This is a genomic window from Candidatus Margulisiibacteriota bacterium (genome assembly GCA_041658645.1).
Taxonomy (GTDB): Bacteria; Margulisbacteria; WOR-1; order O2-12-FULL-45-9; family XYB2-FULL-48-7; genus JBAZZV01.
The window spans coordinates 143,321-167,054 of the sequence record JBAZZV010000003.1 but is presented as its reverse complement, the minus strand read 5'-3'; the positions used below and the strand labels follow the sequence as shown (position 1 = coordinate 167,054).

General features: G+C 54.0%; 28 protein-coding genes and 4 tRNA genes. 18 read left to right on the top strand and 14 right to left on the bottom strand.

The genetic code is table 11. The annotated features are described in order from the left end of the window. Positions 1-37: 37 nt before the first annotated feature. From recA to WC903_03670, 4 genes are read right to left on the bottom strand one after another with little or no spacing between them, the layout of a single operon-like run. Positions 38-1,075: a recombinase RecA gene (recA, locus tag WC903_03685; protein ID MFA5893044.1), complete on the bottom strand. Its 1,038-nt coding sequence runs from the start codon at positions 1,073-1,075 to the stop codon at positions 38-40. Between the two features lie 58 nt (positions 1,076-1,133). Then, positions 1,134-1,691, bottom strand: coding sequence for a CinA family protein (locus tag WC903_03680; protein ID MFA5893043.1), 558 nt, complete (start codon positions 1,689-1,691; stop codon positions 1,134-1,136). Beyond that, the gene (gene pgsA / locus WC903_03675; protein ID MFA5893042.1) at positions 1,652-2,149 is read right to left on the bottom strand and encodes a CDP-diacylglycerol--glycerol-3-phosphate 3-phosphatidyltransferase; all 498 of its coding nucleotides are present in this window, start codon (positions 2,147-2,149) and stop codon (positions 1,652-1,654) included. Before pgsA ends, WC903_03680 begins: the two co-directional genes overlap by 40 nt. Then, positions 2,146-3,390 (bottom strand): MiaB/RimO family radical SAM methylthiotransferase, encoded by a 1,245-nt coding sequence (locus tag WC903_03670; protein MFA5893041.1) that lies wholly within the window; start codon positions 3,388-3,390, stop codon positions 2,146-2,148. The genes pgsA and WC903_03670 overlap by 4 nt, the downstream gene beginning before the upstream one ends. Before the next feature lie 110 nt (positions 3,391-3,500). Between WC903_03670 and WC903_03665 the strand changes: the two genes are divergently transcribed. From WC903_03665 to WC903_03655, 3 genes are all read left to right on the top strand, one after another. Then, complete coding sequence (locus WC903_03665) at positions 3,501-3,830, top strand: winged helix-turn-helix domain-containing protein (GenBank protein ID MFA5893040.1); 330 nt, start codon at positions 3,501-3,503, stop codon at positions 3,828-3,830. Then, positions 3,827-4,372, top strand: a complete 546-nt coding sequence (locus tag WC903_03660; GenBank protein ID MFA5893039.1) for a hypothetical protein — start codon at positions 3,827-3,829, stop codon at positions 4,370-4,372. Before WC903_03665 ends, WC903_03660 begins: the two co-directional genes overlap by 4 nt. A gap of 195 nt (positions 4,373-4,567) precedes the next feature. Further along, on the top strand, positions 4,568-6,220 hold the full coding sequence (locus tag WC903_03655; protein MFA5893038.1) for a hypothetical protein: 1,653 nt from the start codon (positions 4,568-4,570) through the stop codon (positions 6,218-6,220). A gap of 160 nt (positions 6,221-6,380) precedes the next feature. On the opposite strand, the gene WC903_03650 is transcribed toward WC903_03655, so the two are convergent. From WC903_03650 to WC903_03640, 3 genes are all read right to left on the bottom strand, one after another. Beyond that, positions 6,381-6,545 carry a hypothetical protein gene (locus WC903_03650; protein MFA5893037.1) on the bottom strand — a complete coding sequence of 55 codons (165 nt, stop codon included), beginning with the start codon at positions 6,543-6,545 and terminating at the stop codon, positions 6,381-6,383. Between the two features lie 81 nt (positions 6,546-6,626). Continuing rightward, entirely contained in the window at positions 6,627-6,824 is a 198-nt protein-coding gene (locus WC903_03645) for a hypothetical protein (GenBank protein ID MFA5893036.1), read from the bottom strand. 285 nt (positions 6,825-7,109) lie between these two features. Next, positions 7,110-7,478, bottom strand: coding sequence for a hypothetical protein (locus WC903_03640; protein ID MFA5893035.1), 369 nt, complete (start codon positions 7,476-7,478; stop codon positions 7,110-7,112). Between WC903_03640 and WC903_03635 the strand changes: the two genes are divergently transcribed. Next, positions 7,471-8,292, top strand: coding sequence for a hypothetical protein (locus WC903_03635; GenBank protein MFA5893034.1), 822 nt, complete (start codon positions 7,471-7,473; stop codon positions 8,290-8,292). The genes WC903_03640 and WC903_03635 overlap by 8 nt on opposite strands. Here WC903_03635 and rlmN read toward each other — a convergent pair. After that, positions 8,284-9,297, bottom strand: coding sequence for a 23S rRNA (adenine(2503)-C(2))-methyltransferase RlmN (gene rlmN / locus WC903_03630; GenBank protein ID MFA5893033.1), 1,014 nt, complete (start codon positions 9,295-9,297; stop codon positions 8,284-8,286). The genes WC903_03635 and rlmN overlap by 9 nt on opposite strands. Further along, positions 9,297-9,788, bottom strand: a complete 492-nt coding sequence (locus tag WC903_03625; protein ID MFA5893032.1) for a YajQ family cyclic di-GMP-binding protein — start codon at positions 9,786-9,788, stop codon at positions 9,297-9,299. The genes rlmN and WC903_03625 overlap by 1 nt, the downstream gene beginning before the upstream one ends. Positions 9,789-9,846: 58 nt before the next feature. Here WC903_03625 and WC903_03620 point away from each other — a divergent pair, with 58 nt between their 5' ends. The 12 genes from WC903_03620 (at position 9,847) to WC903_03565 (ending at position 20,651) form a co-directional block, all read left to right on the top strand. Next, positions 9,847-10,542: a pseudouridine synthase gene (locus WC903_03620; GenBank protein ID MFA5893031.1), complete on the top strand. Its 696-nt coding sequence runs from the start codon at positions 9,847-9,849 to the stop codon at positions 10,540-10,542. A 56-nt stretch (positions 10,543-10,598) separates the two neighbouring features. Continuing rightward, positions 10,599-12,710 carry a 4-alpha-glucanotransferase gene (locus tag WC903_03615; protein MFA5893030.1) on the top strand — a complete coding sequence of 704 codons (2,112 nt, stop codon included), beginning with the start codon at positions 10,599-10,601 and terminating at the stop codon, positions 12,708-12,710. A gap of 1 nt (position 12,711) precedes the next feature. After that, the gene (locus WC903_03610) at positions 12,712-13,677 is read left to right on the top strand and encodes an ROK family protein (protein MFA5893029.1); all 966 of its coding nucleotides are present in this window, start codon (positions 12,712-12,714) and stop codon (positions 13,675-13,677) included. Positions 13,678-13,730: 53 nt separating this feature from the next. After that, a complete protein-coding gene (locus WC903_03605) occupies positions 13,731-14,954 on the top strand; it encodes an aspartate kinase (GenBank protein ID MFA5893028.1) in 1,224 nt (407 codons plus the stop codon). Positions 14,955-15,061: 107 nt separating this feature from the next. Continuing rightward, on the top strand, positions 15,062-15,667 hold the full coding sequence (gene plsY, locus WC903_03600) for a glycerol-3-phosphate 1-O-acyltransferase PlsY (protein ID MFA5893027.1): 606 nt from the start codon (positions 15,062-15,064) through the stop codon (positions 15,665-15,667). Between the two features lie 15 nt (positions 15,668-15,682). Beyond that, positions 15,683-15,756, top strand: a tRNA-Pro gene (locus tag WC903_03595). Positions 15,757-15,772: 16 nt separating this feature from the next. Beyond that, on the top strand, positions 15,773-16,678 hold the full coding sequence (locus WC903_03590) for a M23 family metallopeptidase (GenBank protein ID MFA5893026.1): 906 nt from the start codon (positions 15,773-15,775) through the stop codon (positions 16,676-16,678). A gap of 6 nt (positions 16,679-16,684) precedes the next feature. Further along, positions 16,685-17,149, top strand: a complete 465-nt coding sequence (locus WC903_03585; GenBank protein ID MFA5893025.1) for a polymer-forming cytoskeletal protein — start codon at positions 16,685-16,687, stop codon at positions 17,147-17,149. Further along, positions 17,150-17,857 carry a 16S rRNA (cytidine(1402)-2'-O)-methyltransferase gene (gene rsmI, locus WC903_03580; protein MFA5893024.1) on the top strand — a complete coding sequence of 236 codons (708 nt, stop codon included), beginning with the start codon at positions 17,150-17,152 and terminating at the stop codon, positions 17,855-17,857. 199 nt (positions 17,858-18,056) lie between these two features. Further along, on the top strand, positions 18,057-19,862 hold the full coding sequence (locus WC903_03575) for a TonB-dependent receptor (GenBank protein ID MFA5893023.1): 1,806 nt from the start codon (positions 18,057-18,059) through the stop codon (positions 19,860-19,862). A gap of 50 nt (positions 19,863-19,912) precedes the next feature. Next, the gene (locus WC903_03570; GenBank protein ID MFA5893022.1) at positions 19,913-20,428 is read left to right on the top strand and encodes an energy transducer TonB; all 516 of its coding nucleotides are present in this window, start codon (positions 19,913-19,915) and stop codon (positions 20,426-20,428) included. Between the two features lies 1 nt (position 20,429). Then, a complete protein-coding gene (locus WC903_03565; GenBank protein ID MFA5893021.1) occupies positions 20,430-20,651 on the top strand; it encodes a DUF2905 domain-containing protein in 222 nt (73 codons plus the stop codon). A gap of 6 nt (positions 20,652-20,657) precedes the next feature. Here the strand turns inward: WC903_03565 and WC903_03560 are convergent. The 3 genes from WC903_03560 to WC903_03550 all read right to left on the bottom strand — a co-directional run bounded on the left by WC903_03560 (position 20,658) and on the right by WC903_03550 (position 21,248). After that, positions 20,658-20,733, bottom strand: a tRNA-Pro gene (locus WC903_03560). A gap of 60 nt (positions 20,734-20,793) precedes the next feature. Continuing rightward, a complete protein-coding gene (locus WC903_03555) occupies positions 20,794-20,997 on the bottom strand; it encodes a DUF5652 family protein (protein ID MFA5893020.1) in 204 nt (67 codons plus the stop codon). Then, a complete protein-coding gene (locus WC903_03550; protein MFA5893019.1) occupies positions 20,997-21,248 on the bottom strand; it encodes a hypothetical protein in 252 nt (83 codons plus the stop codon). Before WC903_03550 ends, WC903_03555 begins: the two co-directional genes overlap by 1 nt. Before the next feature lie 74 nt (positions 21,249-21,322). On the opposite strand from WC903_03550, the gene queA reads away from it, so the two are divergent. Continuing rightward, on the top strand, positions 21,323-22,465 hold the full coding sequence (gene queA / locus WC903_03545; GenBank protein ID MFA5893018.1) for a tRNA preQ1(34) S-adenosylmethionine ribosyltransferase-isomerase QueA: 1,143 nt from the start codon (positions 21,323-21,325) through the stop codon (positions 22,463-22,465). Positions 22,466-22,467: 2 nt separating this feature from the next. After that, positions 22,468-23,547, top strand: a complete 1,080-nt coding sequence (gene tgt, locus WC903_03540; GenBank protein ID MFA5893017.1) for a tRNA guanosine(34) transglycosylase Tgt — start codon at positions 22,468-22,470, stop codon at positions 23,545-23,547. A gap of 3 nt (positions 23,548-23,550) precedes the next feature. Here tgt and WC903_03535 read toward each other — a convergent pair. Further along, a tRNA-Val gene (locus tag WC903_03535) sits at positions 23,551-23,624 on the bottom strand. Positions 23,625-23,649: 25 nt separating this feature from the next. Continuing rightward, positions 23,650-23,724: transfer RNA gene (locus tag WC903_03530), tRNA-Val, on the bottom strand. Positions 23,725-23,734 lie beyond the last annotated feature (10 nt).

Sequence of the window (23,734 nt, the reverse complement as noted above, 5' to 3'; positions counted from 1 at the left end):
CCCGGTCGGGGAGGGGGAGCAGGGAGTAATGGGTTTACTACTGAACGATGATCTTCTTTCTGATCTCCCCTTCGATCTTGTTAGCCAGTTTGGTGTTCTCTTTAAGAAAACTGATCGCGCCGTCAAACCCCTGTCCGAGCTTCTCGCCGCCGTAGTTGTACCAGGAGCCGCTCTTCTCGATCAGCCCCAGGTTGAGCGCCTGGTCGATGATGTCGGCTTCGCGCAACAGGCCCACGCCGTGGATCAGGACAAAGCTCCCTTCGCGGAAGGGTGGGGCGACCTTATTTTTGACCACTTTGACCTTGACCCGGGTGCCGATGATCTTGTCGTTCTCCTTGATCTTCTCGGCCGCGCGGACGTCGAGCCGGACCGAAGAGTAGAACTTGAGCGCCCGGCCGCCCGGGGTCGTTTCCGGATTGCCGAACATGACGCCGATCTTCTCGCGGAGCTGGTTGATGAAGATCATCACGGTCTTCGACTTGGAGATGACCGCGGTCAGTTTGCGCAGCGCCTGCGACATCAGCCGCGCCTGCAGTCCCATGACGGCGTCGCCCATGTCCCCCTCAATTTCGGCTTTCGGGACGAGGGCGGCCACCGAGTCGATGACGATGACGTCGATCGCTCCGGAGCGGATCAAAGTCTCCGCGATCTCCAGTGCCTGCTCGCCGTAATCCGGCTGGGAGATCAGGAGGTTATCAATGTTAACCCCCAGTTTCCTCGCGTAATTCGGGTCCATGGCGTGTTCCGCGTCGATAAAGGCCGCGGTCCCCCCTCTCTTCTGGGCCTCGGCGATAACATGGAGCGAAACGGTCGTCTTGCCGCCCCCTTCCGGGCCGTAGATCTCGATCACCCGGCCGCGCGGCAGGCCGCCGACGCCGAGCGCCGCGTCGAGCGAGAGGACCCCGGTCGGGATCGTCTCGACGTTCATTTTGGTCGCTTCACCCATTTTCATGATCGAACCTTTGCCAAAGTTTTTCTCGATCTGGGCAATGGCTATCCCCAGGGCCTTGGCCTTGTTCTCACCGCTGGCCATCGTTTTTTCTTCTTTTCTGTCGTCTCTGCCGATCACTTTCATCTTTTTTCCTCCTTAGTTAATAAGCGTTCCCCAACTTCCCCCAGCCACTCACCCCTCCTTATTTTAAAATTTCGTCCCCGCCCAGGTAGAGCCATAACAAACCTAAACAGGCCTGGGCCGCCTTTTCCCTGATCTCCGCCCGCGTCCCCTGGAGGTTCAACTCTTTCCATTCGGCCTCGCGCTGGCCGGCGAGGGCGATATAGACCCGCCCGACCGGGGCGGGGGGGATCGGCGCCGGGCCGGCCACTCCGGTCACGGCCAGTCCGATGTCGGTCCGGAACCTTTTCTTGATCTCCTCGGCCAGCGAGACGGCCACTTCCTTGCTGACCACGCCGAACTGGCTGATCAGCCCGGCCGGCACGCCGACATGGGTCACCTTGACCCGCGGCGAGTAGCAGACGATCCCGCCGATAAAGAAATCAGAACTGCCGCCGAGGTTAGTCAGGCGGCTCGAAACTAATCCTCCGGTCAACGATTCGGCGACGGCGATGGTCTGCCGGCTCTTTTTCAACAAGTCGGCGATCTGCCCATCGGTCGTTTGGCCGATGACCGACAGGACCTTGGTGAAAAAGTCCTCTAACTTAACTTCAGTTGCTTGAGGAACGGGCTCTGCCACAGGTATGCCCCTCCCGAAATGAGCGACAGGGCGACCGCCAGCCAAAGCGCCAACCAGGCTAGCGGCAGGTCAAGGATCAGCATAAAGACGGCGGCGATCTGGAACACCGTTTTCCATTTGGCGACCGGGCTGGCGCCGAAGATCTTGTTGGCGCGGACGCTGGCGACTATAAATTCGCGGGCGGTGATCAGCATGACGGCGATCGGGTCCGCCTTGCCGAGCGCCGTCAGCCCGACCAGCATGGTCAGGACGAGCACTTTATCGGCCAGGGGATCAAGCAGTTTACCAATTTCCGAGACCTGGTTGTACTTGCGGGCGACATAGCCGTCGAGCGCGTCGGAGAATGAGAGGACCAGGAAAACAGCGGCGGATATTCCCCAAAAACCGGCCAGCAAAAGGAGGGCGGCGATGGGGATGAGGGCTAACCTGGTTAAGGTGATCTTGTTGGCTAAGGTCAAGTCATCCGACCGAGGAGATCGTAGGTGCGCGCCGAGGTGACGCGGACCTGGACGAACTCTCCCGGTGTCTTTGATCGGCGGGCGGAAACGATGACAGAACCATCTATTTCGGGCGCGTCCATAGAACTACGGCCGGTAAACCCGCCGCGGACCGCCTTTTCGACTAGTATTTCAATTGTTCTGCCGATCATTTTATGTCCCAACCGTTGGGCAATGAGGGCCTGCGCCCTCATCAACCTGTCTAACCTTCGCTTTTTGATCCGTTCGGGAAGCTGCCCCCTCATCCGGTAGGCCGGCGTCCCTTTTTCCCGCTGGTAAGTGAAGGCCCCGAGGCGTTCGAACTTGACCTGGCGGACGAACCTAAGCAGCTCCTGGAAACCGGCCTCGTCTTCACCGGGAAAACCGACGATGACCGAAGTGCGCAGGGCTATGTTTGGTATCAGCCTCCTAATTTTGGCGATTATGTTTTCCAGCGAACGACGCGAGTAGCGCCGGTGCATTCTCTTTAATATTTTACCATTGCAGTGCTGGATTGGCAAGTCAAGATATTTAACGATCTTCGGTTCAGCGGCGATCGTTTTGAGCAGTTCATCACTGATATGGGCCGGGTGGGCGTACATCAGCCGGATCCAGCGGACACCTGGTATTTTTGCCGTCAATCTAAGTAATTTGGGGAGGTGGGGATAAGCGGTCGTATCTTGGGCGACGAAAATAACTTCTTTCACGCCGGCGCCGGCAAGCAGGGCGACCTCTTTCAGGATATCGTTCAACGGCCGGGCGCGGAAAGGACCGCGGATCCCCGGCACGGCACAGTAAGTACAGCGGTTACTGCACCCCTCGGCGATTTTGACATAGGCAAACCAGGGTGGGGTTGCTTTGACCCTGGCGGCTTTATAACTATGAAAGCGCTGTGGCGTTCCGATGAAAGCGTCGACCTCGGGAAGTAATTTGGGCGCTTCGTTCTTATATCTCTGCGGTAAACATCCGGCGGCAATAAGGTATTTACATTTCCCTGGTACCTGGTTCCTGGTACCTGGTACCTTGTATTTTGCAAGTTCCCTAATCGTCGCGATCGCCTCGTCCGTGGCCGATTGGATAAACGCGCAGGTGTTAACGAGGATGAGCTCGGCTTCCGCCGGGTCGTCCGTGAATGTGTAGCCATCGCCGGCCAATTGGCCCATCAGGAGTTCGGTGTCAGCGAGATTTTTCGGGCAACCGAGGCTGACGATGTGGGCTTTCATGACATTTATTATATCATGCAACCTGGACAGCTTGCATGAACACATTGTGTGTCCATATGAACACATAATGTGTATTGACCAGCCAATAGTATTAATGTATTATTTAAATCATGTTAGAAGTTCTTCTGGCCGGTAAAATAAAAGAGCAGATACTGTTCTATCTCTTCACTCGGAGTGAGGGACATGCGAGGGAGATCGCCCGGACATTTGCCGGGCACCCGACGGCCTTTATCCGACAATTAAAAAAGCTGGAGAAGGGTGAGGTCCTGATCAGCCGCTTGAAGGGCAGGACCAGGTTATATAGTTTTAATCCGCGGTATCCTTTCCAGGCGGAGCTGGAAGCGCTCTTGGCTAAAGCTTTGTCCTTTATTCCGACAAAAGAAAGGGAAAAGTATTACACCCCCCGTCTCCGTCCCCGCCGGGCCGGCAAACCGCTTTGAATAAAAGTCTCCAAAAGGTCACGCTCAAAGAATTGGCCGCGATAGTTGGGGCGCAACTAAAGAAATATGAGATCGATGCCGTTTTGACCGGTGGGGCATGTGTCAGTGTCTATTCTGAAAACAGATATCAGTCGCTGGATCTTGATTTTGTCACCAATGCGGTTGAGGATAAACCGGCCGCGATCAAAAAGGCTCTGGGTGAGATTGGTTTCGACTTAAGGCCAGAGGGTTTTTTTGGAAATGATGACTGCCCATTCATCATTGAATTTATCCCGCTACCGCTGGCGGTTGGCCGGGAGCCGGTCAAAGAAATATCGACCATTAAAACACGAACTGGGAGTTTCCGCTTATTAAGCCCCACTGATTGCGTTAAAGATCGTCTGGCTGCTTTTTATCATTGGAATGACCGGCAATCGCTGGAACAAGCGTTAATGGTCGCGAAAAGGCATAAGATAGACAAAAAAGAGGTCAAGCGCTGGTCGAAAAATGAGAATATGTTAGATAAATATGAGATTTTTGACAAGAAAGCTAAAGCTATTTGAACTCGGCTACGAGGCGGAATTTAAGTAAGATCGCCGCAATTTACGGCGGACATCCCATTTTTAACGCCAATTAATGGGTTTTAATGTGGGTTGGGTATAATTGAAAATCCGATTTTCAATTGACGCCGGGTTGGGTTCTTTGCAAAAATGCGGCATTCTGCTATACTTTTGACATCAATAACGGGAGGCAGTTAAATGAAAAATAAGATAATTTTAATCGCTGGTTGCTGGCTGATGGCGGCTCTGTTTTTGGCGGGCCAAAGCTGGGCCGTGATCCCGAAAATAATTAATGTCCAGGGGGTATTGAATCCTCCGGTCAGTGACATCCCGATCACTTTTCAAATCAATAGCACCCCTATCCCAACCATTCCTGGCCCGGTCACGACCGATAAGGCTGGTTATTTCAACACCAGCCTTGATTTTACCAAGCTTTTCCCTGATCCCTATGGTTTTCCGCCGCCCGATGTGATTACGATCCTGTCCAACGGGAAGCCAGTCGGTGATGTGACTTTAACATCAGTCCCTTATGCTTTTCATTCCGAGGTGGCGGAGAGGGGGATAGACGGCTTCACGGTTGTCGGCCGGGCGGCCATCGGGCTGGGGGTTAATAAAGCCAATAGCAGTTACGCCTTGCAGATCGGCGATCCAGCCGCCAATTTCCCTGGCACGAATAACATGGCCGTTTACGGCGACCTGTATATCAGGAAAGGGCTAGGCGAGAGCGGCAAGCAGATCGAAAAAGGGCTGATTTTAAATGCCGGCGATCCCAGTTCAATTTATGCTAATTCAAGCGGCGCAAATTCTCAAGCTTTACCAATTAGATTGACCGAGAATGGGGCCAATGTCATGATCGGTAATGCCAGCACCGGGAATCTGGGCATTGGTACCAATAATCCGCTCGCCTCGATCCAGGTCGAGAGGGACTTGGCTCACCTCAACCTCACGTCGAAGAATGATGTCAATGGTACGTTCCTGCAATTTAGAAACACCACGCCTAACCCGAGCACCTTAGCCAGGATTCAATTCCTGGATACTGGCGGCACGGCTGTTACGTACATTAATTGCAAGCCGTCGGGCGCACTCACCATGACCTCGACCAAAAATCAAAATGGTGCGGTGCTGGAGCTGCAGAATATGACGTCTAATCCGTCTGCTATTGGTGCGATCAATTTCTTGGATTCGGCGAATAATGTAGCCAGCCAGATCAGCCATATTACGTATAACGGACTATCATTTTTTGATAATGGTAAAAGATTGATGTCGTTAACGAATGGCACTGTTGCGATCCCCGACCGACATGCTATCCCGCCTTACGGGATGACCCCGCCCTTATCGGTCGGCGCACCAACTAAGAATGATTTTGCCGCAATTTTTTGGGGACAAGTCTACGTCGACGGCTACTTGCAAAAAGCAGCTGGTTCTTTCCTAATAGATCATCCTCTTGATCCCAAAAACAAGATTTTACGTCACAGTTTTGTGGAAAGCCCGGACATGAAGAATATTTATGACGGGATCGCCAGGCTGAACGATAAAGGCGAAGCGACGGTGCAGTTGCCGAAGTATTTTGAGGCGCTGAACCGGGATTTCCGCTACCAGCTGACCGCGCTCGGCGAGTTCGCGCCGATCTTCATCAAGTCAAAGATCAAGGATAATAAGTTCGTGATCGCCGGCGGCAAGGCCGGCCAGGAGATCAGCTGGCAGGTGACCGGCAGCCGCCAGGACGCCTTTGTTAAAAAGCATCCTTTGGTGATCGAAGAAGAGAAAGGACAGGGGAACAAGTTCACTAAAGGGAAATATTTGAACCCCGATGCGTTTGGGGGAAAACCGAAAGCGACTGGAGCGCGCTAAAAGTAAATCGGGGACGATTAAATAAATTTAGCAAATGAAGCAAAATGATTAAAAAGCCAATATTTGGTTTTGTTGTTTTAGTTTTGATTTTGTTGAGCGGAATGATTTTTGCTCAAGAAATCACTAATTTTTCCATTACCTCCGGCAGTTTTACGTCGCCCTATCTAAATGTTAAAACCGGTTTCATGGTCCCGTCGGCAGTAGTGACTTCGACGACGACAACAACACTACAATCTTCAAGAGTTACAACAACGACAGCTCCAACCGTCACGGCCGGTCCAACACCGACGACGCCGACGGTTACTGCCGGTTCTACAACCCCCACAACGCTTCCGCCGATGCCCGAAGGGGCTACGGGAATGCCTGCCGGTCCAACACCGACGACGACGGTGGGGGCAATGCCGCTTCAACAGATAACAACGATAACGGGGATACAATCCCAGCAGATAACAACGACCACGGGGATGCAAGCACAGCAGATACCGACTACGACGGGGACGACGATCCAGCCCCAGCAGATAACAACGACCACGGGGATGCAAGCACAGCAGATACCGACTACGACGGGGACGACGATCCAGCCCCAGCAGATAACAACGACCACGGGGATGCAAGCACAACAGATAACCACAACGACAGTGGGGACAACTCCACTTCAACAAATCACAACGACGACAGTGGGCGCGACTCCACTTCAGCAGATTCCCACGACGACAGTGGGGGCAATGCCGCTTCAACAGATAACAACGACGACAGTGGGAACAACTCCACTTCAACAAATCACAACCACTACGCTGGCATCAATTCTGCCAATCGAAATTACAACCACAACAGTAGCAACGATTCCCTCCCAACAAATAACTACGACGACAGGGGGCACAATCCCGGCTCAACAGATCCCAACCACAACAACATTGCCATCTTCAAGGGTTACGACAACAACAGCTCCAACCGTCACGGCCGGTCCAACGCCAACGACCACCACGGTTCCGCCGATGCCCGAAGGGGCTACGGGAATGCCTGCCGGTCCAACACCGACGACGACAGTGGGTTCTACACCGCAGACGGAGATGACTACCACAACAGTTGGTGCGACACCACAGACGGAGATGACTACCACAACAGTTGGTTCGACACCGCAGACAGCGATGACTACGACAACCTTGCCGTCGACAAGAGTTACAACAACAACAGCTCCAACTGTCACGGCCGGGCAGATACCAACTACCACGGCGATGCCTTTGACGGAGATGACCACCACAACGCTTCCGCCGACGCCCGAAGGACCTACGGGAATGCCTGCCGGTCCCATAACCACAACCACTGTTCCGGCCGCCGCGCCGCCGACGACAGCGGTCAAACCCGAGCCGGCGCCAAAGATCAACGCCTGGCTGGAAAACCGGGCCTATGATGCTTTAGCCAGCGCGCCGTCGGTCTCGGCCAAGCCGAAGATCAAGCTTGAGATCGTGATCAACAAGCCAAATTCATTGGGAGATTATTCCATCAACCTTGATCCGGGGGCTGTCTCCGCCAAAGCGATTTCCGCGGCCTCCGGGGCGGTGGTTGTCAAAACTTACGTTGCGGGAACTTCTCCCTCCGAAGGCCAGATCGCGAAGGCGACCGTGACTTACACCTTCAGCCAGGAGCTTGCCCCCGGAACCCACACGATCGTCGTTACGGCTCAATCAAGCGGGAAGGATGGGAACCCTTCTTCAACTAAGAAAATTATCACCTTTGATGTTGGTGGCCCTTTAAGATTGCCGGAGGCGCCGATGACGTTCCCCAGTCCTTTTAATCCCGCCGGCGGGGTGCCGATGGCAATTTCTTACCGGCTTTCCACCGACGCGAATATCAAGATCATGGTGATCGCGCCGAACGGGGAAGTGATAAAAATCTGGGCCTTTAACAAGGGTGAGATGGGCGGCAGGGCGGGCGGCAATAAATTTAGCTGGGACGGAACGCTGGACAACCGCCAAAAAGTGGCCAACGGCATTTATGTAGCGATCATCACCTCAACGGAAAGTCCAAAGCCGCTGGCCAGATTCAAAATAGCAGTTTCCTATTCAAGATAGAAGGGCGAGTTGTCCGCAGGCGGCCAGGATATCCTCGCCCTTACTGCTTCGTTCCACCGCGCTGATCCCCTCGGCGCAGAGCGCTTTGATGAAGAACTTGATCGTCTCGGGTGGGGAGGGCTGGTAGGTGTGCCCAAAGGCGTTGAACGGAATAATGTTGATGTTGGCCGAGATGGTGGTGAAGAACTGTTTCAGGCTTTCCAGATCTTGCCGCCGGTCGTTGATCCCCTTCAGCATGATGTATTCAAAAGTGACCCGCCGGCCGGTCTTCTTTATGTAGTAATTGACTGCCGGAATTAACTGGTCGAGCGGATATTTCCGGTTGACCGGCATGATCTTTCCGCGGGTCTTATCATCGGACGCGTTGAGGGAGATCGCCAGGCGGACCTGGAGGTTTTCGTCGGCAAAACGCTTGATCCCCTCGGGGATGCCGGCGGTCGAGATGGTGATCTTGCGCTGGCCGAAATTCGGCCCTTCCTTGGCGGTCAGCATCCGGAGCGCCTTCATGACGTTGTCGTAGTTCAGGAACGGTTCGCCCATACCCATGAAAACCAAGTTGGAGATATCCGGGACATCGCGGGAAATACCGTAAAGCTGGCCGATGATCTCCGACACTTTGAGGTTGCGCTTGAAACCGCTCGAGCCGGTGGCGCAAAAGCCGCACTTCAGCGGACAGCCGGCCTGGGTGGAGAGACAAACAGTTTTCCGGTCGGTCGCGTCCTGGATCAGGACTGTCTCGATCAGGGGGCCGTCATCCAGCTGGTAGACGAACTTCCGGGTCCCGTCTTTCGCCTTGAGGACCTGTTTGACCTTGGGGAGGCCGATATAGAACATCCCTTGCAGTTGCGCCCGCAGCTCTTTTGATAGGTCGGTCATTTCGTTGAAATCAAAAATCAGGCGTTTGTGGAGCCAGTGATAGAGCTGTTTGGCGCGGAAGATCGGGAGCCCGGCCTCTTTAACCGCCGCGATCAGCTCTTTCTGGTCAAAATCGAGTAGGTTTTTCACTAGCGGTAGTTCAGAAAGGCTATTGGTAGCGAGAAGTCGGTGGCCTTCAGCTTGCCGATCAGCGCCTGCAGGTCGTCGATCTTACTAGCGGAGACGCGGACCTCGTCCCCCTGGATCTGCGCCTGGACCTTCAGGCCGCTTGCTTTGATCAGTTTGGTGATCTCCTTGGCCTTCTCCTGGGGGATTCCCTGCTTGATCGTTATCTCCTGTTTGACCGTGCCGCCGAGCGCGGTGTCGATTTTGCTATATTCAAAGAATTTAAGCGGGATCTGGCGGCGGGTAAACTTCTCTTGCAATATGGCGACGACGTTTTTCAGCTTGAACTCGTCTTCGGAGACTAGCTTAACCTTGTCCCCTTCCTTGGTGATACTGCTGATGCTCCCCTTAAAGTCGAAGCGGTTTGCCAGCTCCTTGGCCGCCATCTGGATGGCATTCTCGACTTCCTGGAGGTTCGGCTTGGAAACGATGTCAAATGAATGGTCTTGTGGCATAATGTTAATTATAATATGAAAATAGAGTTTATTAAAGGGGACATTAACTATGGAGCATATGATAAGGCTGCAAAAATACCTGGCTGAATGCGGAGTGGCGTCGCGCCGCAAAGCGGAAGAGCTGATCGCGGCCGGCCGGGTCAGGGTCAATGGCGTGGTGGTCTCCAAGCTGGGGAGTAAGGTTGACCCTGACCGGGACAAGGTGGCGGTTGATGGCCGGCCGGCCCACCGGGAAGAGAAGAAGATCTACCTGAAACTCTACAAACCGCGCGGCTATGCCAGCTCCTGCGTCAGCCAGAAAGGAGAACGGACGGTCCTTGATCTGGTCAAAGCGGTCAAAGAGCGGTTATACCCGGTTGGCCGCCTCGATATGTCGTCGGAAGGATTGATCCTCCTGACCAATGACGGTGAACTGGCCAATAAATTGATGCATCCCCGTTACGAACATGAAAAAGAATACGAAGTGGAAACCTACGGGCCGGTGACCGGCGCGATGCTGCAGGCTTTGCAGGCCGGGGTCGTGCTCGACGGCGAAAAAACCTTGCCGGCCAGGGTCGTCTTGACCGGACCCAAGGCTTTTACTATTGTCTTGAAAGAAGGGAAAAATCGCCAGATCAGGCGGATGGTAGAAGCGGTCAGTAACAAAGTGGTCAGCCTGAAACGGACCAGGATGCAAAATATCAGGTTGGATGACTTGAAGGTTGGCCAATGCCGCAACTTAACCCCGGGTGAGATCAAAGCTCTGCATCCATAATCAACGCCGGAAAAATCATTGAAATTTTCTCCAGCTGTTAGTGATAACTAAATGATATGACAAATCCTGCCGCGGTCCGCGAAAAGCATTTTATGCCCACGTTCTCCGTTGCTCAATTGAGGTCGAACAAAACTTTGGACCTTGGTGCCGGCAATATGACGACTTTCAAGGCAGTGGTTGACCGACTGGTAGCCGCCGGCATCAGACAGGTCTGCTTGCAGCCGATCCATGAGGTAGAGGCGGGAATGGCCAGTTTGTTCAGCCGCACCAGCATGAACGCGCTGAGCCATCGTTTGCTTGATCCGGCTGAAATCCCGGAAATTAAAAACAACGGGGCATTAAGAAAAAACGTGAAAGACGTTTTGGGCTGTGCTGTCAAAGAAACACGGGGACCCAAGGCTAACTTGCGCCTGTTGGAAGATAAGAGTATTAGAATTCTATCCGCAGCCTTTGATCAGTTTGTGCTGCTGCCGGAAGATTCGGAGCGGGTCAAGGAATTTGCCTCTTTCTGCGAGAAACATTCCTGGTGGTTGGACAAGTACGCTTATTTCAAGGTGCTAAAAGAACAGCTTGACCGTCTGCCGATGGAGCAATGGGATCGCGACTACGCCGACATGCCCGGTTCGAAGACCCGGGAATTCATAGCCGGGAACCAGGACCGGATCAATTATCATAAATACGTTCAGATGGAAACTTATCGCCAGGTTCGCGAAGGGCTGGACTATGCCCGGACCATGGGGATCGAAGAGATCGAGGTGCTGGTCGGGGTCGGGATCTCCCGCGAGAGCGCGGAAGGATTCCTGATGCCGGAAATGTTTGATTTTAAACGCCAGATCGGGTGCTTCCCGGAACCGCAAAATGGTTACCCGATCCAGCTCTGGGGTTTTCTGGCCGAAAAAGACAATGACTCACTGCTGGATTTTAAAGTTAACAGTTTTAAAAATCTCAACGAATTAGGCGTTAACCGGATCGGCATCGATCACGCCTGCGGTTTTCTGGGCGGCTACACGACTTTTCCGGTCTATGATCCGCAGTTGTTGGCGCGAGGCCAATACCGGGTGCTGAACGCCGCCGATCCCCACGATGCGAAAACGGCGGAAGAGGGCGGACGCTGGGTCTTTAAACCGGCTCAAGAAGAGGAAGAAGTTAAGCGACACGTCTTCGCGAGAAAAGTTTTATTCGCTTTGTTGGAAAAAGTCCCCAGCATGAAGTTCACGGCTGAAACCGTCGGCGATTTTCATCGCCGGGTCGCGGCGGAAGACGCGATCCAGGCTGCTATTTCGAACGGCAGGGATATTACCTTAATGAGGTCCTTGCCCTGGGAAGACGTGCCGCTGGCCAATTACGGGCAGAACGATCGCTTGAGCCTGACTCACGACATGCCGGCTTTGACCGGCTTGCTGACCGCCCAGGCGGGTGATCACCCCTACAACTGGATAGACGGCCAGCGGGTCGGCAAATTTTTAAATCGGTTCGGTATCCTAGCTCCGGGTTTGGCTGGCCCAATCAGTGTTTCCGAGTTAACTACCGATTTCATGATGGAGATTCACCGGCGGATCATTGCCGGCTCTGGTGCCGGGACGGTGGTTATGCCGCTGGCCTCTTTGTACTCTCTAAGCCCCGCCCATTTAAATGCTGAAAAATGGCAATACACCAACATCCAGCCGGGGACATCCGGCGAGGTCGGTAACCCAATGGGAAATTGGGAACAACGGCTCCCGGCGATTGAGGATACTGATCTGGCGAATATTAAGGAATCGATCGGGACGGACTTTCGACCTTTCGGTTCGGTTGGCGTTTTGAATTGCCCTGCCGATTTGTTCCAGGCCCAGGTCAAGAATGTCGAGGTCGAAGCGGTTGCCTACCGGGCCGCCGCCGGCAACTGGACGGTCTGGCAACCGACCGATAGTCAAAAGCCGCTGATGGAAATAGCCGTGACTTACACCGGGGCTCAATCTGATGAAAAGGCTTGGGCTTGTTTTGATGTTGCTAGCTTGGGTTTTGACTCCGGCTCGAACTATGTTTTCTATGACCTTGTCTCCAGGAAGGGGTACACAAAAACCGGACAGGAATTGTTGAGCAATGGTTTACAGGTTGGTTTGCGGGCCGAGACCGGCAATAATCCCGGCGCCAACCGGCATCATTTTGTGGTTTTGAAGGGGGGCTAATATGACGGCGAGCGTTATTAATAGAGTAAAAAATTACTTCAATCAGCCGGCGCGCCGGGTTTTGGCTGGCGACATCGGCGGCACAAATTTGCGCCTGGCGGTCGTAAAGCAGGGCCGGCTCGAAAAGGCCGTGCGCGTGCCGATGGAGGAATTTTCCAGCGCGGAAGCACTGACAAAAAGGTCTGCCTTGGAAATGAATAAACTCGGGATCGAGGCTGTCTCAATCGGCGGCATAGGGTTCCCTTGTCCGATCGATGAGCAGGGAGAGCCCAAATTTAATCCCCCTAATTTACGATATGGCTTTAAAGGCTTTATTAAAGAGCTTTCCGCGGCGACCGATAGAAGAATACTTGGCTTTAACGATGCCAGAGCGGCAGTTATGGGCGAGGCGATGTTCGGGGCGGGAAAGTCTCATGACGTCGTTATCTGGCACGGGATCGGTACTGGCTACGGCTTCGCGATCGTTGATGGAGAGCGGGAAATATTTCCCAACGCCGCGGAAGGGGGACACTTTAAAGTTGTTAATCCAATCCTGGATTTATCAGCCAGAGAATGCGGCTGCGGCGCCCGGGGTTGTGTTGAAGCCTATGCCAGTGGAACTGCCATGGCTAATGAGTATTTTAAGTTGACCGGAAGAAAATTGACCGGAAAAGAGGTTGGTGACGCTTTTCTGGCGAGAGAAGAGATGGCGATCAGGGTCGTAAATGAAGCCATGGCTCATCTGGCGATGAATATTTCAACCGGCCACGCGCTAACCTTAAACGGGCTTCATGTTTTGGGTGGTGGAGTGGCGCAAATTGGTAAACCGTTGCTGGATACTTTAAGAATGATGCTGCGTTCGCCGGGGATCGTTTCCTGGCCGCAACAGAACGATTTGGCTTCGAAAGTTGTTTTGTCGGAACTGGGCGACAACGCCGGCCTGTTGGGGGCGGCGGTCCTGGCGGAACGATCAGCCGGAGCGGTCTAGGCAACAGATCAGCTTTCACGTTATTATAAATCCGTGCTATAATTTCTCCAATTATGGTTATTATTGTCCACAAATATGGCGGCACTTCGGTCGGCACGCCGGAAAAGATCAAGAATGTCGCGCGCCGCGCCAAAAAAATCAAAGATGCCGGAAACGATGTCGTGGTCGTCGTCTCGGCGATGGGGCACACCACCGACGAGCTGATCGCCCTGATGCACCAGGTGACCAGCAAGCCCGATCCGCGCGAATATGACATGCTCGTTTCGACCGGAGAACAGGTCTCGGCCGCCTTGCTGGCGATGGGGCTGCAATCGCTCGGCTGCCCGGCGGTCTCGCTGACCGGCGGCCAGGCCGGTGTCGTGACCGAAGATATTTACAAGAAAGCCCGGATCAAGGAGATCAAGCTCGACCGGCTGAAAAAGGAGCTCAAAGCGGGCAAAGTGGTGGTCGTGACCGGCTTCCAGGGGATCGACAGCCAGGGGGATATTATTACGATCGGCCGGGGGGGCTCCGACACTTCGGCGGTGGCGATCGCTGCGGCGCTCCAGGCCCAGGTTTGCGATATTTATACCGATGTCGACGGAGTTTACACGGCCGATCCGCGGATCGTCCCGGAAGCGCGCAAGCTCAAGAATATCTCTTATGAAGAGATGCTGGAACTGGCTTCGCTGGGAGCTCAGGTCTTGCACCCGCGCTCGGTCGAATGCGCCAGCGTCTACGGGATAACTATTCATCTTCGCTCCGCCACGAAAGAAGACGAGGGGACATATATCGAGGAGGCGTCAAAAATGGAAAAAAAAGAAGCGGTCCGGGGGATAGCCCTCGACGAGAATATTGCCAAGATCGGGATCCTGAACGTGCCGGACCAGCCGGGGACGGCGGCCAAGCTCTTTGGGGCGCTGGCGGCCGAGAAGATCAACGTCGATATGATCGTCCAGTCGATCCATTCGCAGGGGACCCAGGCTGATATGGCCTACACCGTTGACCGGCCGGAGCTCAAGTCGGCGGTCGAGATCACCGAGCGAGTGGCCAAGGAACTAAAAGCCTCGGGGGTCATCTCTGACCCGGATGTCGCCAAGGTCTCCCTGGTCGGCATCGGCATGGTCAGCCAGCCCGGGACCGCCGCCAAGATGTTTGCCGCCCTCTCCGCCGAGAAGATCAACATCCAGATGATCACCACTTCGGAGATCAAGATCTCCTGCGTGGTTAAAGCCGAGCAGGGGAAAAGGGCGGTCCAGGTCCTGCATAAAGCGTTCGGGTTAGAGAAGGTTGCGTAGGTCGTCCGACTATTGCGAGGAAACCTGCGAATAAACTTCGCGGTTTCCTCGCAAGAAAAGAAAATACTTGGAACCGCGACGTTCAGTCGCAGGTTCCAGTTTAGTTTATGAAAACCATATTTATTATTTTGTCCGCCTATCTGATCGGTTCGATCCCCTTTAGCCACATCTTTCCCAAGCTCAAAGGGAAAGACGTCAAAACGGCTGGAACGAAGAATGTCGGAGCGACGAATGCCCTGGTGGTGGCCGGCCCGCTAATGGGGGCCCTGGCTTTAGCTGGCGATATTGCCAAAGGTTACCTCGCTATTTTCTTGGCGCAACATTACCATCTGGCTCCCTGGGCGGTCTTGTTGGCTGGGTTTGCGGCTGTTGCCGGCCACGATTTCTCCCTTTTCCTCCGTTTCAAGGGAGGGAAGGGGGTGGCGACGACCGGGGGGACTTTTCTGGCGATCGATCCGGTCTTTGGCCTGCTGATGATCCTGATCTGGGCCCTCTGCCTGGCCGTTTTCCGTTATTTTATTCCAAGCACGATGGTGGCGCTCGCTTTTGCCCCGGTTTTAATGTGGATGGGCTCAATGAGCTGGTCCTATATCCTCTACGGGGTGGCGCTTTTCTTCCTGGCGGCCTACGCCCATCGAGGAGACCTGAAGCGGTTTGCCGCCGGTCAGGAGCTGACCATCGCCGAATCTATGGCGAAATACCTGAAGAAGTGATAGAATTATTTTCTGCGGGGCGTAGCTTAGCTTGGTAGAGCGCACGGTTCGGGACCGTGAGGTCGGAGGTTCAAATCCTCTCGCCCCGATTTTTAAACACAAAATATGGACAATAAGAGCAAAAAAACGAAGTTTTACAGCGTCATGATCATGCCGCACGATGCCCGCGGGAAGCCGATCAGCCTGAAGGTCCGGGCCAGCTGGGTCTATACGGCGGTCTTCCTGGCTTTCTTCTCGGTCATTTTGGTCGCCTCATCTATCGTCTACTCATCCCTGGTCTCCCGCAAGCTGGTCAACTATGCCGATACGCTGACCCGAGCGCGCCAGCAGCAAGAGGTGATCAGCAGCCTGGCGAACAAGACCAGGAAGGTCAATCGCGAGATCAAGGAGCTGGCTAACCGGGAGAATGAACTGCGCAAACTGCTCGGGCTAAAGCCACTGGTGACCGGTGGGAAAGTGGAAACCAAGCTGGGGAGCCAGGAAGCGAAAGATAAAAGGATCTCCCTCGACCTCCAGGTCGCCGACGAAGGGATCGCCGCCCGGAAACAAAGCCTGGCCCAACTGAAAGAATGGGTCAGTTATGTCCGCTCCAAGCTGGCCGCGACCCCATCCACCTGGCCGCTCTACGGCCGGGTTGCCTCTCTGTTCGGTTACCGGGTCTCTCCCTGGCGCGGCATGCATACCGGGATCGACATTGACGCGAGCTACGGCTCGCCAGCCAGGGTGACCGCTGATGGAGTGGTGACCTATATTGGCTGGCGCCACGGCTACGGCAAGACGGTCGAGGTCAGCCACGGCCACGGGATCGCCACACTTTACGCCCACAATTCTAATTACGCGGTCAGCGTTGGCCAGCGGGTCAAAAAAGGGCAAGTGGTCTGCTATGTCGGGATGACCGGCTGGACGACCGGCCCGCACCTGCATTACGAGGTCCGCCGTTGGGGGGCGCCGCTTAACCCGGTCGCTTTTCTTGATAAGAACATCTTGAGCGCCAGTAAATTATGGAGGTAAAGTAATATGGGAGTGCTGGATAAAATGTTTTCCGGGGCCAAACATTCACCGATCCTGGGCGGGGTCGATTCGATCGTCGGCGAGCATGCCCGGTTCAAAGGGGAGCTGGTTTCCCGCGGCTCGATCAATGTGGCCGGAGAATTTGAGGGGAAGATCAGGGCGGAAGGGGAAGTGCTCGTTTCTCCGACCGGTAAGGTCGTGGGCGAGATCAGCGGCGGCAATGTCATCATTTCCGGCCGGGTGGACGGAGATATTATCGCTAAAGAAACACTGGAAGTCGCCAAGAGCGGCCGCGTCCATGGTGACCTGACCGGCGGGCGGATCGTGATCGATGAAGGTTCGGTTTACCACGGCCGGGTGAAAGTCGAATCCGGCCCGCTCCCCGTTGAGCCGGCTGTTGAGCCGTTGCTGGGCGAGCCGACCGCTCTCGCCGAAGAAGATACGCCGCGGCCGACCTTCCCCAACTTCTAGATGGCCGGTATCCTTTATGTGGTGGCCACGCCGATCGGCAACCTCGAAGACATCACTTTCCGCGCGGTCCGCGTCCTCTCGGAGGTCGACCTGATCGCGGCCGAAGATACCCGCCAGACCAAGATCCTCCTCAACAAATATAACATCACGACCCGGCTGACCTCCTACCATAAGTTCAATATTAAGACCAAGACCGGCGAGATCATTGAGGCGGTCCTCTCGGGCCGGAATGTCGCCCTGGTTTCTGACGCCGGCATGCCGGGTATCTCTGACCCTGGCTACGAGCTGGTCAGAGGGGCGGTCGAGGCCGGGATCCGGGTCGAGCCGATCCCGGGCGCTTCCGCCGCCATCACCGCCCTGGCTGTCTCCGGTTTGCCGACCGACCGGTTCATCTTCCACGGTTTTCTGCCGAAGAAACCGGGCAAAAAAAGAAAAGCCCTGGAGCGGTTGAAAGCAACCGGGGTAACAGTTATAATGTATGAGTCCCCTTTCCGGCTGGTCAAAACGCTGACAGATATCCGGACGGTATTTGGTGACAGGCCTTTGGCGGTTTGCCGGGAGTTGACCAAGAAATTCGAAGAGATCAAACGGGGCAAGACTTCCGAGGTTCTGGCCCATTTTCAGGCCAAAGTGGTCAAAGGCGAGATCGTGATCGTGGTCGAAGGTTTGCCGGATGACGCTGAAAGGGAGGTGCGAAGCAGAAAATAGTTGAATCTGTCTACCGGATTTCTCAGCGGGAGAGAGCTAGATATTAAGTAGGTTCTATTCCTACTCCGAAAGACAGAGTGATTAGGGTTTTCCCGAGAACTCTATACTTCAAAAAATTATTGGAGGTATAGAGATGGCACAGAAAAAAAGATTATCAGGTTATCGGGTTATCAGATCCTTAATAGTATTACTCATTCATTTGTCATTCGTCATTAGTCATTCGTCATTTTCCCTGGATGTTCCGCGTTTTTACGGCGAAGAAGTTGTTGTGACCGCTTCCAGATTGCCCCAATTAAAAAGCCAGAGCCCGTGGGATACAACAACGATCGCCTCCGCTGAATTGAAAAGTTTTAAAACGGTTGGGGAAGCATTAAGAATTGTCGCCGGCGCGGACGTGATCTCGTACGGCAATCTCGGCTCCGTTACCTCGGTGCGACTGCGGGGGGCAAATTCGTCGCAGGTCCTGGTGATGATCGACGGCCGGCGGATCAATTCGCCGACTTTGGGGATGTTTGATGTCGGCGACCTGCTGCTGGATAACGTGGCCAAGATCGAAGTGGTTCGCGCGCCGCTGTCGGCGATTTACGGCTCCGACGCTCTTTCCGGTGTTATTAATATTATTACCAAATCTCCGAAAGAACCAACGAAGACCTTCACGGCCATGACCGGGTCGTTCGGTACCCAGCAGTACAAGGTCGAGTTGAACAATGAAAAATTCCTGCTGTCCGTCGGCCAGCTGAAGTCGGGCGGTTTCAGGGCTAACGGGGATTATCTTTCAACCAATGTTTACGGCAAGCTCGTCCAGCCGCTGCCGATCGGGCAATTTTTTGTTGATTACAATCTGTATGACGCGAAGAAGGGTGTTCCCGGCGTGCCGATTTCAGAGACCGACCCGGCCTCGGCCAGCGAACCGAACGACCGGCAAACGGACCGCAATACTTTTGCCAGCGCGGGGCTGAAAAACGACAATTTCCAATTGAGGGTTTATCAAAATATTCTCGATCAGAGATTAAGTCCCTATATTTTTGGCGTGAGCACCAATGAAGCCCAGCAGACGGGGCTCGAGTGGAGCCAGAACTTCGAACTATCGATCGGAAAAATATTATATGGCCTGGAAGGCCGGGAAGACAGGGGCAAAACGACTATGTCCGGCGACCACGCCATCAATAACTACGCAGCTTTCGTTCAAGATGAAGTCCAGGTCGGTGATCGAGCGACGATCACGGCGAGCATCCGCGGCGATAAACACTCCACGGCCGGGACCTCGATCAATCCGAGGGCGGGCTTTGTTTATCAGGCCGCTGATAATTTACTGTTCAGGGCATCGGCTGGCACAGCCTTTCGCGCGCCGACCCTGAATGAGCTCTACTGGAACGATGTCAACTGGAACATGTTCGGCGACGTGAACCTGAAACCGGAGAAATCAGTTTCCTATGAATTTGGGCTGGAACGCCGGCTGGCCGATAAAACATCGGCCCGAATTAATTATTTTACATCCAGCGTGACTGATCTGATCCTGTGGGCTTATGATCCGTCAACTTACGTTACCCAGGTTAAAAATATCGGTGAGGTGCAAAGCGAAGGGGTGGAGGTGGAACTGGCGCGGGGCATTGGCCAAGAAGGCAAGGGTTTCATTAATTATACTTGCCAAAAAGTGATAGATAAAAAAGATGCCAATCCGCTGGTCGTTGATAAAACGATCCCCTATACCCCGATCAATAAATACACGGTCGGCCTGGTCTCCGGCGGGACCAGCCTGTTAATTAAATCTGTTGGTGAGAGGTATGCCGATCAAACTAATGTCCTTAAACTGGCGGCTTATACGGTGGTCGATTTCAAAATATCAAGACAGGTTTCCGATGCGATCAACGTTGAATTGGCGGCCAACAACCTGTTTGATGAAAAATATGCCGAAGTAGTCGGCTATGATCCGGCGACATTCGCGCCCAGAAATTATCCCATGCCCGGCCGGAACTATTCGATCGGGGTGAAGTGGGAGCTGTAGTCTGGTATAATTTTGGGTGGTTAGGTTGGTAGGTTTTAGGAGGTAATAATATGATCAAAGCTAAAGAATTGTCTCTGGAAAATGTCGTTCTCTTGGCCGTATTGGTGGCGAGCGTGGCCGCTTCCGTTTATCTGGCTAGACCACAAGTCAGGGTAACGGCGAATACCCCGGTCTTTATCGGGGAAGAGATGACCGTGCAGAGGGGAGTGACGGCAGTCAAGACGGTTACAAGGGCGGTTGAAGCGCCGAAGACAGTTGCCCAACCGGCTCCCGTTCAAACCTCCCTCCCGCTCCCCATTGTTCCGCCCAGCGTGACCAATAAGGTCCTGCCGATCTATCCGGAAACGGCGTTAAGTAATGGGGTGGAAGGCCTGGTCCGATTGTCCGTGCTGGTTGGGTTGTCCGGCGCGGCGGAACAGATCGCAGTCCAGGTTTCTTCCGGCGCGGCGGAGCTTGATGCCGCGGCCGTCCAAGCGGTCAAGCAATGGCGGTTCTCGCCGGCGGCGCAGGGCGGGGCAGCCTTAGCCAGTTGGTTCGAACTCCCGGTCCGTTTTGCTTTGAATTAACATGGCAGTTGAATCACTCGGCCGGATGCTTATTTATATCGGGATCATCATCGTGGTGATCGGCGGCTTTTTTCTCCTGATGGCGAAACTACCCTGGTTTGGCCGACTACCGGGCGATATCGTCTACCGTCGCGAAGGGTTGACGGTCTATGTCCCCCTGGCGACGATGATCCTGGTCAGCCTGGTGCTGACCCTCCTCCTGAACCTGGTCTGGCGGAAATAAAAAAAATCGGGGCGGCGGGATTTGAACCCACGATCTCTACCACCCCAAGGTAGCGCCTTAGACCAAGCTGGGCCACGCCCCGAATAACAAAATTATACTATGATAACGCGTAAATGAACACTTCAGAATTTGAAGTTGAGGCTTAGTTCTTGTTCCGCTGGAAGAAGTAAAGGTAAGTTATTTCCAGCAGGCCAACGGTATTAAGGACCAGCAAACAGATAAACCAGCCCAGTTGATTGTTTTTCCCCGCCTGCCAGAGAGCCAGCCCTTTCCAAACCAGGGACCAGACTATGACCAGCGTGAGCAGCAAGCCCTGGGTAGGGGAAAGATTAGGAAAGTCGAACATCAGGCAACCTCCTTATTTATCCGCCAGATCGCCCAGAGGATCGACAGGGTGGCCAGGAAGAAAGCGACATATAATAAATCTGCCGAGAGGCTTAAGTTAAAGAATTTGGCCGTATCATAAATGACGTAGACGCCAAAGGTGACGACGAATCCCCAACCATAGACCTTTTTCTTGGCCAGGGCCAGGAGCAAACCGAGGCTGACGACCACCCCTTCGAGCAGGATCGAGATCGGTTGTAAAAAACTCATCATATTGGAACCCCCTTTGGCCTGATTTTACACCCGAAAACCTTGCCCCGCAAGGGTTTCCCTAATATAATGGGAATATGACGAGAATAGCCGATTTCGATTTTAACGTCCCACCCGAGCTGGTCGCCCAGGAGCCGGCCGCCCAAAGGGACCATTCCAGGTTAATGGTCGTTAACCGTAAAACCGGAGAGTTGGAGCATCGGTCCTTCCACGAAATAGTCGATTATTTTCAACCGGGCGACCTGTTAGTGCTGAACGATACTAAGGTTCTCCCCGCCAACCTGATCGGGCGGAAAGAAGAGAGTGGAGCTAAAGTTGAAGTGTTGTTAGTTAGGCGGATCGATGTAGCGGCGACCTTTAGGTCGCCAATAAATGGCAGTCTAAAGACTGCCGCTACATTTGATCCGAATATCCGGCAAATTTGGGAATGTTTGGTTAAGCCAGGGAAACGATTAAAAGTCGGATCACGGGTGATCTTCGGCGACAATGAGATCGTCGGATCGGTCCTGGAAAAAACAGAAACGGGTGAGCAGATCATAAACTTTGAGGGCGACCTGGATAAATATATGCATCAGGCGGGGGAGTTACCGCTTCCCCCATACATCAAGAAAGTCGAAAATAGAAAGTCGAGCGCGGAAAGCAGGTATCAGACCGTTTATGCCGAAAAAGAAGGAGCCTCGGCGGCGCCGACAGCCGGTTTGCATTTCACGCCGGAATTGTTAGACAAGATCAGGACCAAGGGGGTAAAGATAGCGACTATTACCCTGCACACCGGCTTGGCGACATTCAAGCCGATCTACACCGAGCAGATCGAAGACCATAAGATGCACACCGAGTATTTTGAGATAACGAAGGAGACGATCGAGGCGGTGAGGGCGGCGGAGCGGGTCATTGCTGTCGGGACTACTTCGGTCAGAGCGCTAGAGACGGTCTTTAACTCACTTCCTTTATCCCCAACTCACCCCCTAACCCCCTCTCTTAGGAAGAGAGGGGGGATTAAGGATGTAATAATTAAAGGTGAAACTGACCTTTTTATCACTCCGGGATATGAATTCAAGGTCGTTGACGCTATGGTGACTAACTTTCACTGGCCGCGGACGACGCTGATCCTGCTAGTCTCGGCTTTTGCCGGCAAGGACTTTATCCTGAAGGCGTATCAGACCGCCGTTAATGAGAAATACCGCTTCTTCTCTTTTGGCGATGCCATGTTAATATTATAACTATGGACTATAAATTCGAAATCACCTCAAAAAGTAAAAAAACGAAAGCTCGCGTTGGCAAGCTCTACACCCCCCATGGGGTCGTTAATACCCCCGCCTTTATGCCGATCGGGACGCTAGGGAGCGTCAAAACAATGTCGCCGCGCGACCTGAACGAGATCCAGACCGAGATGATCCTTTCCAACACCTACCATCTTTTACTCCGGCCTGGTCCAGAACTGATCAGGGCGGCGGGCGGACTCCATAAGTTCATGAACTGGGACAAGCCGATCTTGACCGACTCCGGTGGCTTCCAGGTCTTCTCCCTGGCCCACATGCGCAAGGTCACCGATGAAGGGGTCGAGTTCACTTCCCACCTCGACGGGGCCAAACATTTCCTCACTCCCCGGAGCGTCCTCGAGATCCAAACCGCCTTCGGCTCCGACATCATGATGCCGCTCGACGAATGCGTCGCTTATCCTTGCGAGAAAAAGCTGGCGGAAGAAGCGCTGGTCAGGACGACGAGATGGGCCAAGCAGTCTAAATCCGAAATCCTAAATCCTAAATCCGAACAAGGTACATTATTCGGCATTGTGCAGGGGAGTACTTACCTTGACCTGCGGAAGAGGTCGGCAGAGGAGATCGCCGGGCTGGATTTTCCGGGCTATGGGATCGGCGGACTGTCGGTTGGCGAGCCGCAGGCGGAAATGTTTGAGATGTTGGACGCGGTAACGGACATCCTGCCCGAGAAAGCTCCCCGGCATCTGCTGGGCGTGGGGTATGCCCAGGATATCTTGGGGGCGATCAAGCTGGGGGCGGACCTTTTTGACTGCGTTATCCCGACCCGCCTGGCCCGGCACGGTTCTTTTCTGACCTATGAAGGGAAGACGAGCATCCGCCTGAACAAGTTCGAAAAGGATTTTACCCCGATCGACCCGGAGTGTGACTGCTATGCCTGCCGCGATTTCACCAAGGCCTATATCCGCCACCTCTTCTGGGCGCGGGAGATCCTCGGCCTCCAGCTCCTGACGATCCACAACCTCCGCTTTTTCATGCGAATGCTGGAGAAGGTGCGGGGAGAGATTGCTCAAGGTGAGTTTTAAGATTGGGCGGTGTAGGACTTGAACCTACGACCTCCTCGGTGTAAGCGAGGCGTTCTAACCAGCTGAACTAACCGCCCAAATACCTTAAAAACCAGGGAAAAATGGTGGGCGCGACAGGGCTCGAACCTGTGACTTCTTCCGTGTGAAGGAAGCGGTCTACCACTGACCTACGCGCCCGCAGTGTCGT